General features: G+C 61.3%; 9 protein-coding genes and 1 tRNA gene. 4 read left to right on the top strand and 6 right to left on the bottom strand.

From position 1 onward, the window contains the following. Positions 1 to 98: 98 nt before the first annotated feature. The 4 genes from NW852_RS07990 to NW852_RS07975 form a co-directional block, all read right to left on the bottom strand. Positions 99 to 827: a HEAT repeat domain-containing protein gene (locus NW852_RS07990; RefSeq protein ID WP_414426617.1), complete on the bottom strand. Its 729-nt coding sequence runs from the start codon at positions 825 to 827 to the stop codon at positions 99 to 101. A gap of 93 nt (positions 828 to 920) precedes the next feature. Further along, positions 921 to 1,679 (bottom strand): peptidylprolyl isomerase, encoded by a 759-nt coding sequence (locus NW852_RS07985; RefSeq protein WP_414370498.1) that lies wholly within the window; start codon positions 1,677 to 1,679, stop codon positions 921 to 923. Between the two features lie 70 nt (positions 1,680 to 1,749). Next, the gene (locus NW852_RS07980; RefSeq protein WP_414365931.1) at positions 1,750 to 2,547 is read right to left on the bottom strand and encodes a hypothetical protein; all 798 of its coding nucleotides are present in this window, start codon (positions 2,545 to 2,547) and stop codon (positions 1,750 to 1,752) included. A 61-nt stretch (positions 2,548 to 2,608) separates the two neighbouring features. Beyond that, positions 2,609 to 3,532, bottom strand: a complete 924-nt coding sequence (locus tag NW852_RS07975; protein ID WP_414365932.1) for a DUF1517 domain-containing protein — start codon at positions 3,530 to 3,532, stop codon at positions 2,609 to 2,611. Positions 3,533 to 3,739: 207 nt separating this feature from the next. Here NW852_RS07975 and NW852_RS07970 point away from each other — a divergent pair, with 207 nt between their 5' ends. From NW852_RS07970 to nusB, 3 genes are all read left to right on the top strand, one after another. Continuing rightward, entirely contained in the window at positions 3,740 to 4,603 is an 864-nt protein-coding gene (locus tag NW852_RS07970) for a Cof-type HAD-IIB family hydrolase (RefSeq protein ID WP_414370496.1), read from the top strand. 14 nt (positions 4,604 to 4,617) lie between these two features. Beyond that, a complete protein-coding gene (locus tag NW852_RS07965) occupies positions 4,618 to 6,777 on the top strand; it encodes an ATP-dependent helicase (protein ID WP_414426616.1) in 2,160 nt (719 codons plus the stop codon). 111 nt (positions 6,778 to 6,888) lie between these two features. Further along, positions 6,889 to 7,743, top strand: a complete 855-nt coding sequence (gene nusB, locus NW852_RS07960; RefSeq protein WP_414365935.1) for a transcription antitermination factor NusB — start codon at positions 6,889 to 6,891, stop codon at positions 7,741 to 7,743. A 5-nt stretch (positions 7,744 to 7,748) separates the two neighbouring features. Here nusB and NW852_RS07955 read toward each other — a convergent pair whose 3' ends face one another. Both NW852_RS07955 and NW852_RS07950 read right to left on the bottom strand, forming a co-directional pair. After that, entirely contained in the window at positions 7,749 to 8,087 is a 339-nt protein-coding gene (locus NW852_RS07955) for a DUF29 domain-containing protein (protein ID WP_414365936.1), read from the bottom strand. Between the two features lie 76 nt (positions 8,088 to 8,163). Next, positions 8,164 to 8,235: transfer RNA gene (locus NW852_RS07950), tRNA-Gly, on the bottom strand. 103 nt (positions 8,236 to 8,338) lie between these two features. Here NW852_RS07950 and ssuE point away from each other — a divergent pair. Further along, on the top strand, positions 8,339 to 8,866 hold the full coding sequence (gene ssuE, locus NW852_RS07945) for an NADPH-dependent FMN reductase (RefSeq protein ID WP_414370493.1): 528 nt from the start codon (positions 8,339 to 8,341) through the stop codon (positions 8,864 to 8,866). The last annotated feature ends 117 nt before the right edge of the window (positions 8,867 to 8,983 follow it).

Here is an 8,983-nt window from a genome sequence, read left to right as displayed (position 1 = left end):
CCTGAGGGAGAGGGGCTGGGGGTGGTCGCGTGAGCGGCGCGGAGCGCTTGGGCTGACTCCCTGAGGGAGAAGGGCTGGGGGTAGTCGTGTCGGGTAGTTTACTTAAGGTTATCCGCTTGCTCCGGCAAGTCGGGATCTGCCAACTTTAGGAGGGCAAGCCGCGCATCGTCCCGCACTCCCCAATCGGGATCGCGGCTGGCGCTTGTCAGCAACTGCCTTTTCAACATCGCGTAAACGGTGGGATCCTCGAGAGCCAGTCTCACCTGTTGCCCGAGGATCCCCAGGCTCCAGGCACAGTTGCCGCGGACTGCCGCCACCGGATCGTGGGCCAAACCCCGACAGAGGGCTGCCGCTACCTCCTGCAGAGCCGGGCCGGACAACACCTGAGCTTGGGCCAATTGTCCGAGGGCGCTGGCCGCCCAAAGCCGCACTGCCGCGATATCTTCAGCCAATACTTCCAGCAACACCGGATAGGCGCGGGGATCCTTAGCATTGCCCAGGGCCCACACCAGGCCTTTGCGTACATAGCCATTCCAATCCCGGCGCAGGCCTTGGATCAGCACTTCCACCTCAGCGGGATCCGGATTGCGACCCAGGGCATAGGCCGCTCCCACCCGCACCAACGGGCAGGGATCCCTGAGCAAAGCCAATAGGCGCGGGATGGCGCGGGGTTCTTCGATCTCACAGAAGGCGCGGGCTGCCTGCATCCGCAAACGGGGATCCGGATCCTGCAACTGCTGCAGCATCCGCTCCACATCCACCTCCGGCGGCGAGTGAGGTGGCAGCTCGTCTAGGGGTTCAAGAGGAGAAAAAGCGTCTTCATGCATGAAAAGGCGCCCACAGGTTGCTGGAGAGGGCGAGCACAAAACTCTCCCCTCCCCAAGCCACGACAGCCGAACCAGCAGCAGAGCTGCTGCCTATCATAAACCGCCGGGGGCCGCCGTCTGATCTGCTCCTGCTGGATACCTGAGCAAGTCCGCTCCTTCCAGCACCCGCGCCGAGCGGATCACATCCCCCACCTGGAGGCGCTCCACCCACTCCATCCCCTCGATGACATAGCCGAACACGGCATAGCGCCCATCCAGGATCGGCAGAGCAGAGAGGGCGATATAAAACTGGGAAGAAGCCGAGTCGAGAGGGCTGGAACGGGCCATGGCTACTGCCCCCAAGCGATGGGGCAAGGCCAGCTTGCTCAGGGCGATGGGATCCTCAATCAAGGTGTTGTAGCGGGGATGAGGCTCCCCGCGCACCTGGATCTCCAAAGGGATGGTGCGCAAGCGGTTGCTGCCCGGCTCGGTGGCGCCGCCGGTGCCATCCCCCCGCGGATCCCCGCCCTGCACCACAAAGGGCTGGGGATCTTTCTCCACCCGATGGAAGGTGAGACCGTTGTAAAAGCCCCGCTGCACCAAATCCACAAACTGGCCGGCAGTAAGGGGCGCCTCCTCCCCGTGGATCTCCAAGAGAACCTTGCCCACTCCTTCGGCAGTTTGCACCTCTAACTCCACCACTGCCTTCCCTTGCAGTTGCGGGCGATGGGCGTAGGCCGGCGGGATCCCAGGTAAAGAGTTGGAGGAGAGGGGTGTACGGCGACAAGCGAACAGACCGAGACAGAGGTACCCCAAAGCTAAGCCCAATCCCACTTTGCAGCGGCTCATTCGCCCCAGCTTGGCGAATTTCATCTGCCCCTTCTCCCTTTTTTGATCCAACCTTCCACGGGGATCGCTCTCCCGATGAAAGAAGGATATCTAGCTAGATCCGTTGCGACAACCCCAATTGCAAGGTGACGCTTTGAGCGCCATTGCTTACCCTCACCCCGTAGGGGCTGATGGAGGTGACCCGCCACTCTGCTTTCACCGCCTGGCCAACCGGCACCTGTCGCACCACGTTGTCAATCAGAATCAGAGCCTTAGGATCGCCTGGATCGTGGATCAACCCCACCAGCTTCATCTGCGGCACAGGCTGGGCCCGGATCCGCGCCAACGCCGGCGGAGCGGCTACCCTCGGGGGAGGAGGAGCACTGGTTGCCGCTGCAAGGGTAGGAGCGGCAGCCACCGGCGGAGTTGCAGAGAGTGTTTTCGCCTCCGGCTTGGCCAAGGTTGTCCCAGGTGGCTCCTGAGACGAAACTTCCGCAGATGGATCTCGAGGAGTTCCACCTCCCGCAGATGGGGGCAGGGATGGTTCCTGGGCCAGCAGGAAATCGGAGTTGGGAGAATCGGGGGCCTCAGTCAAAGGATCCCTCAGCCGAGGAGGAGTGGCCTGAGAAAAGACTCCTGGCCGGGGGCGCAGGGTCATCCAGAAGGCTAGCCCTGCCACCAGAGTGGTCGCCAAAGCCAAACCCAGTAGGATCCCTGAGGCAATAGAAGAGCGCCGCAAAGGCAGCGGCGGGCGCGTGCCCCAATAGGGGTACTCTTCCACCAGCCCTTCTTCAAGGCTGTGCTCCAAATCCTCAAGCAGCTCATCCAGCAGGGAATCTGCTTGACCCGTGTAACCCAATGCAGCCCAAGGAGAACGACGGCTCCTGTCTGCCGAAGCATCAAACCCGGACATAGAACCTCCCTTGGCGGTGAGACCCCTAGCCGACAGCAGCCGTCTTCTCACCCCAGCGCCCTCACAGGAGCCGCATTTCCGGGTACTCGGTCAACAGCGCCTCTGCCGACAGGGTGTCTCCTTCCAACTGCGGCGTCCACAGCACTTCGATGGCCACAATTCGCTCCGCCGGAATGGAGGCCAACTGCAGCAGGCACTGCCGCAGATCCGCCGCAGATTTAACTACAGGTAGTGTACCTGAGTTGCCTCGATACGCAACTAGTAGAGTAACGACCAGATACTCGCCGACATCCGGGATTCCGGCAGCAGCGCGTTTCAGAACTGCTTGGGGAACCTGCTGAATCTGGTTGTTGCGGTTGCTGAGGGTTTCGGCGCTGAACTTGCTGCGCTCCTGTAGGGAAGCTTGATAGAACAGAGACTCGGCGCGGGAGAGGGGCAGCTTCTCTGCTTGGGCATGACCATAGGCCCAGTAGTCGCTGTAGCGCATCAAGCCGAGGGTGACCTCTTGCAACAACTGGCTCAGCCCTTCCGGCGATTGGGTATCCGCTTCCAGAGCCAGGGCGTTCATGTCTTTTTGCAGTTGTCGGGCGCTGGCCAGCAGGCCCACTTTTACCTGAGCCACCGTTACCGGCAGGTCAGCAACCCCCTCGTCGCCATCTTCAGAAACAGCCGAGCGCAAGCTGCGCACCAGAAAGCTACCGGCCCCAATCAAGAGCAGCAGTGTCAGCAGGCCGCCACCACCACCCCAGAAAAAGGGCACCACTAGGGGAAACCCAAACCCCCCTCCATAGCTGGGGTACACCGGAGCCGAGCGGGGGGCAGAGAAGGTCGGAGAGCGGAAAGAGCCACCGCCAATGCGACCACCACTGCGGGCCCAGACAGTACTGACAGGAGCCAAAGCCAAGATCAAGGCCAAGGCAACGGCTAGCAAAGGCCGGCAGACGCGACCAATTCGTTTCAGCATGTTCACGGTGTTTTTGTCCATCACGGGGCTAGTCTTCCTCAATTGTATGCTCTTTCCCTAGACAGCAGAGGGCAGGGATCCGATCCCCCAGCCGGCTATTTGAGGTATTCAATCCCTATCGAGATTCTTCATCAATTTCAATTTCCCATCGAGCTCGGGTTAGTTTGACTATCGACAAACTCCGCAGCAGTCGTGTTAGGGTCTGGGAGGTTGCCAGGAGGAGGGGCAATGCAAACTGGAGCAGAAGCTCAAGTCCAGGAGAAAAAAAGGGAAAAGGGAGCCTGGATCCAGAGGGACATTCGGCTGTTGGTGGTGGACATCGACGGCACGATTGCGGGGCCTTCCAACCAGGTTTCGGAGCCGGTGCGGCAGGCCATTCAAAAAGCCAAGGCTGCAGGCGTGCGGGTGGCCATTGCCACAGGTCGGATGCATCGCTCTGCTGAGCGGTTTCATTACGCCATTGGAGCGGACATGCCCCTCTGCAGCTATCAGGGGGCGCTCATTCGGGATCCCGACAGCCAAAAGACCTTGAAGCACTGGAGCCTGGACTGGTCGCTGACGGAGGAGCTGTTGCAGGTGCTGCAGGATCAGCCGGTGGGGGTGCACCTCTACATCGATGACCAGCTCTATGTGCGAGAGCTCAGCCCCCTCAGCCAAGCCTATGCCGAGCGCTCCCAGGTGCCGCTCCAGATGCTTTCCCCCGCCCAATATGGGAAAAGCCCCACCAAGATCCTAGCTGTTTCGGAAGATACGGAGTTTCTGCAGGCATTACAGGGATCCCTGCGGCAGCGGTATTCTCCTGAGCAGATCTACCTCACCCGCTCGGAGCCGATTTTTCTGGAGGCCACCCATCCGGCGGTGAACAAGGGCAATGCCGTTCGTTTTCTGGCGGAAGAGCTGCTGGGGGTGTCAGCGGAGCAGGTGATGGCCATCGGCGATGGCGACAATGACATTGAGATGCTGCGGTATGCAGGGATCGGGGTAGCGATGGGGAATGCCTCGCCGGCTTTGCTGCCCCACGCCGATTGGGTGGCTCCTCCCGTCAGCGAAGATGGAGTGGTGGCGGCCATCGAGACTTTTATCCTCAGCTAGGTAGGGATCCGAGGGTGGGCTTGGCTGCTTCTCCTTTTTCCCAAGTCGCGTTGCGTCCAGAACAGCAACGGGCATTGGCGTATCGCTCGGGGCCTCTGGGGATCGCGGCAGTTCCGGGGAGCGGCAAGACGTTCATCCTGGAGCTGCTAATCGCCGATCTCATCCTGAAGCGAGGGATCCCACCGGATCGCATCGGGGTGTTCACCTACATGCGTTCGGCACGGGTCAATCTGCTGCGCCGTATCAACCAACGCCTGCAAGAGGCGGGCTACCCAGATCGCTTTACCCAAGCCTTTACCTTGCATTCCCTAGCGCTGCGGGTGTTGCGGGAGGCCCCCGGCCCTTGGGAAGAGCTGTCCATCCTGGAGGGATATGAACAGGAGCGCCTGCTCAGCCGTCTCTGCCGCGCCTGGCTCGCCCACCACACTTACCTCTGGGAGCCGCTGATTCCCCCCGACGATTCCCACCAGAAGGTGGTTCGAAACCGGACGCGGTTCCGGCGCAGCTTCCAACAGATGGTGCAGGCGGTGATTAGCACGGCCAAGAATCTGCGTCTGGGGCCGGAGCAGATCCCTGCTGACAGGGAGGGCTATCTGGGTTGGGCGGCTCCGATCTATGCCGCCTACCAAGCGGAGCTGCGCCGCCTGGGCAAGCTGGACTACGACGACCTGGGCTGGCAGGCGGTGGAGCTGATCGAGCGCGACCCGGCGCTGGGGCAGCAGGTGCAAAATTGGTATGACTACCTGTTTGAGGACGAGGCCCAGGACAGCTCCCCCCTACAAGAAGAGCTGCTGCGGTTGCTCAGCCAGCGCACCGGCAACCTGGTGCGGGTGGGGGATCCCAACCAAAGCATCATGGGCACCTTCACCACCGCCGAGCCGCGGCTGTTTCGTGACTTTTGTCAGGCCAGTCCCCGAGTAATCCTAGAAGAGTCCAGCCGCAGCGCCCCCCAGATCCTCGAGTTGGCCAACCGCCTAGTGGACTGGGTAAACCAGAAGCACCCCATCCCGGCCCTGCGCACCGCCCTGGCTCCCCAGCACATTCGTCCGGCCACCACTGGTGGCCAGAATCCCCCGGCCAGCGAGGGGCAGGTGGAGTTTCGCCGGGTAGCCGGATCGCCGGAGGAGGAGCTGCAGGAGGTAACACGGTGGGCCCTGGCAGCCGCCCAAGCTTTCCCCGACCAGACGGTGGCCATTCTGGTCACCACCAACGAGCTGGGGGGCAAGGCCCTCGACTACCTGCGGGAACTGGGGGCAGAGCAGGTGATCGACCTGTTGCGGGGCAACCCCAGCCAGCGGCGGGTGCTGCTGCAACTCAAGGGAATAATCGACTGGTTGGCCCAGCCCACTTCCTCTGCTCGCCTGGCTGCAGCCGTAGATCACCTAGCCGACTGGGCCGGGATCCCACGGGCTGAGCTACAGCCGATGCTGGGCTGGATCCGCGCCTCGCTGCCGGAGCGGCTGCTCTTTCCCCAGTTTGGGGAAGCCCCTACTTTGCCGGATAGCCCCTCTTGGCAAAGCCTGGGCAGGCTGCTGCGCACCCTGGGGGCTTGGCTGCGGGCTGGGCGCTCCCCTTGGCCGGAAGTGCTGAATGTAGTTGTCCAAAGCCTCTACCGCAAGCCGGAAGAACTGTTTGTGGGTCGCTACGTCATCGACCAGTTGGAGCAGGTGCTGGGATCCCTGCCTGAGGTCGATTGGCAGGAGATTGCCCAAGAATTTCAGGTGATTCTGGATTACCGCCTCAACAACCTGCCCTCGGAGATCTTTGCCTTCAACCCCGAGCCGGGCAGCATCACCGTTGCTACGCTGCACCGTGCCAAGGGTTTGGAATGGGATCAGGTCTTCATCCCCCAGGTGTCGGCCTACGAGTTTCCCGCCCAGTACGGAGAGCGTCGCCTTGGCCTAGCTTTTTTGGAAGATGTGGATATGCAGGCAGAGGCCCTGGCCCAGTTGCGAGAGCTCAGCCGCAGAAGATATTGGGAGCTGCAGGCCAACTCTCCTACCGAACAGGCCTTTCTAGACTTGGCTGCAGAGCGGTTGCGGCTGCTATACGTGGGCATCACCCGCAGCAAGCGGCGGCTCACCCTCTCGGTCTCCAGCCAATCTCGCTTTGGCGAAGAGCAGAGTTCATCGTTGGTGTTTCGCGTGTTGAGCCGCCCTTCCGAGGCGAGTTGACAGCGAGGCCTCGGGTTCTTCCTTGCCCCGCCGCAGCCTGCTAGCATGGCTAAGCCCGGTAGCACCGCCTTGCGGGATGGGGCAGTCGTTTAAAAGCATGGGTATTCTGCAATGCAACCTCGGCGTGTTGCCCGCGAACTGGCCCTGCTAGGGGTCAACCAACTGCCAGCCACGGCGGCCAAACTGAGCGAAAAACAACTGGAGGACTTGCTGCTGGCAGCCATCCGCGCCCTGCAGGAAGAGACCCATGAAACTCTCTCCACGGCGGCGGCAGAAATTCAGCGCAGCGATCGCCTGTTGCACGAGAGTGATCCCCTGTTATTGGCTGCTTCTGATGCCAAGGAAGAGGGCGGATCTCGCTCCCTTACTGTCCGCCTTCAGCAGGCCCAACGACATCTACAACGCTTGGAAACGGCTCTGAAGGCGGCCAACGCCCGCGACACCGCGCCGGGAGAATTGCTGGAGCTGGCCCACCAAGCCCAAGTGGCCCTCAGCAACGCCGGCCAAGCCCTGGAACACATGGAACAACGGCTGTACAGCGTCCGCCACATCCTGGATGAGGTCGTTCAGTTGTCCCAAAAGGCGGTCAACCGGCTGGGAGCTGCCCTCTCCATGCCGGAGCTGTTGCACATCGCCCAAGCGCAAGAGGTGCGCACCTATGCTCTCCAACTGTTGACTGCCCTGCGCACCCATAAGGAGGCTATCGATGCCCGTTTACAAGGGGTTTTGGTAGGCTGGCAACTGCAGCGGGTGGGGCGGATCGAGCGCGATATCCTGCGCCTGGCAGTGGTGGAAATGGAGATCCTGCGCAGCAGCCCCGACAAGGTCGCCATCAACGAAGCTGTAGAATTGGCCAAAAAATACGGGGATCCGGAGGCCGCCGCTTTCGTCAACGGCGTGCTGCGACGAGTGGTGGACAACCCGGTGGAGACCCACAGGGGCCCTGCTGCCGGCTCGGCGGGCTGAGCAGATCACGGGGGATCTTCCTTGCCAGGGTAAAAGTCGGGATCCATCACCTGCTCTAATGTGCAGGGACACTGGGCCGGCAGATCTGTCTCAGACAGGGGCGTTTCTCTCACCACCACCAGGATCCCGTCCTGATAAGCTTCTTGCGGGGCTGCCACGGGCTTGAGGCTGGGATTGTCCCTGAGCAACCGCTGGATCTGGCGGCGTTGTTCGGTCATCGTTGCCCGCCAACCTTTGCCTCGCAGGTGGGGCTGGAAGTGCCCCTTCAGCAGATGTCCTAGCAAGATCCCTGGCCAGTTCAGCAGGGCAGCTTGCTCTTGCCTCCAGAAGCTACGTGCTGCCACTCCTCCCTTCAACCCCGACACTGGCTAGGGGTAGGTTGGGATCGGCAGCGGCGAGAGAGGGTTTTGCGGATCCAGAAGCGGGCGATGAGACTCGAACTCACGACATCCAGCTTGGGAAGCTAGCGTTCTACCACTGAACTACGCCCGCACAGAACCGGGCCCGGCATCCTGAAGCCCTGTCTCTTCTAGTTTATCATCATCTTGCACGTGGGATCCCTGATACAACTGAGGCAGCCTTCTGTCTGCAACCTATGTCCAGCATCCTCTTGCTCTCCGGTAGTCCCAGCACTCCTTCTCGCTCGGAAGCGATTTTGCATCACGCTGCCGGGATCCTGTCCGGTCTCGGGTTGACAACGGAGTTTGTCTCGGTGCGGGACTTGCCGCCAGAGGATCTGGTGCGGGTCAACTTCGAGAGCCCTCAACTCAAGCAGATTCAGGAAAAGGTGGCCCAGGCCGCCGGGATCATTCTCTCCGTCCCTGTTTACAAAGCTTCTTACCCAGGTGTGTTTAAGGCACTGCTGGATTTGCTAGACCAAGATGCCTTTACCGGCAAGGTGATTCTCCCCATCGCCACAGGCGGAACGCTGGCCCACCTGCTGGCCATCGACTTTGCCATGAAGCCGGTGCTGGCCGTGATGGGCGCAACCCATATCTTGAAAGGGGTCTACATCCTCAGCTCGCAAATCCAGTTTGAGGCGGACGGCACCCTGCGGCTGGAGGCCGACGTTGAAGAACGTCTGCAAGCGGGGATCCGAGCGCTTGCCCAGGCGGTGCAATAGAGGCATACAACTTCTAGGAACTTTTCAACGATTTTTCGTTCAGGCAGCAGGGGACAGCTAGTGAATGAACTACCCCACCGCGTAGGCGGGTGGGGTTTCCTCACCCGCTTGACAGCA

The sequence above is a fragment of the Synechococcus sp. H60.1 genome (assembly GCF_047462335.1).
GTDB lineage: Bacteria > Cyanobacteriota > Cyanobacteriia > Thermostichales > Thermostichaceae > Thermostichus.
Note: the sequence above shows the minus strand (reverse complement) of the source record. Positions and strands in the feature narration are given on the sequence as shown.

Excerpts from the sequence above, each read along its gene's own strand:
- NW852_RS07990 (WP_414426617.1), bottom strand. The coding sequence starts at position 827 with ATGCATGAAGACGCTTTTTCTCCTCTTGAACCCCTAGACGAGCTGCCA.
- NW852_RS07985 (WP_414370498.1), bottom strand. The coding sequence starts at position 1,679 with ATGAAATTCGCCAAGCTGGGGCGAATGAGCCGCTGCAAAGTGGGATTG.
- NW852_RS07980 (WP_414365931.1), bottom strand. The coding sequence starts at position 2,547 with ATGTCCGGGTTTGATGCTTCGGCAGACAGGAGCCGTCGTTCTCCTTGG.
- NW852_RS07975 (WP_414365932.1), bottom strand. The coding sequence starts at position 3,532 with ATGGACAAAAACACCGTGAACATGCTGAAACGAATTGGTCGCGTCTGC.
- NW852_RS07970 (WP_414370496.1), top strand. The coding sequence starts at position 3,740 with ATGCAAACTGGAGCAGAAGCTCAAGTCCAGGAGAAAAAAAGGGAAAAG.
- nusB (WP_414365935.1), top strand. The coding sequence starts at position 6,889 with ATGCAACCTCGGCGTGTTGCCCGCGAACTGGCCCTGCTAGGGGTCAAC.
- ssuE (WP_414370493.1), top strand. The coding sequence starts at position 8,339 with ATGTCCAGCATCCTCTTGCTCTCCGGTAGTCCCAGCACTCCTTCTCGC.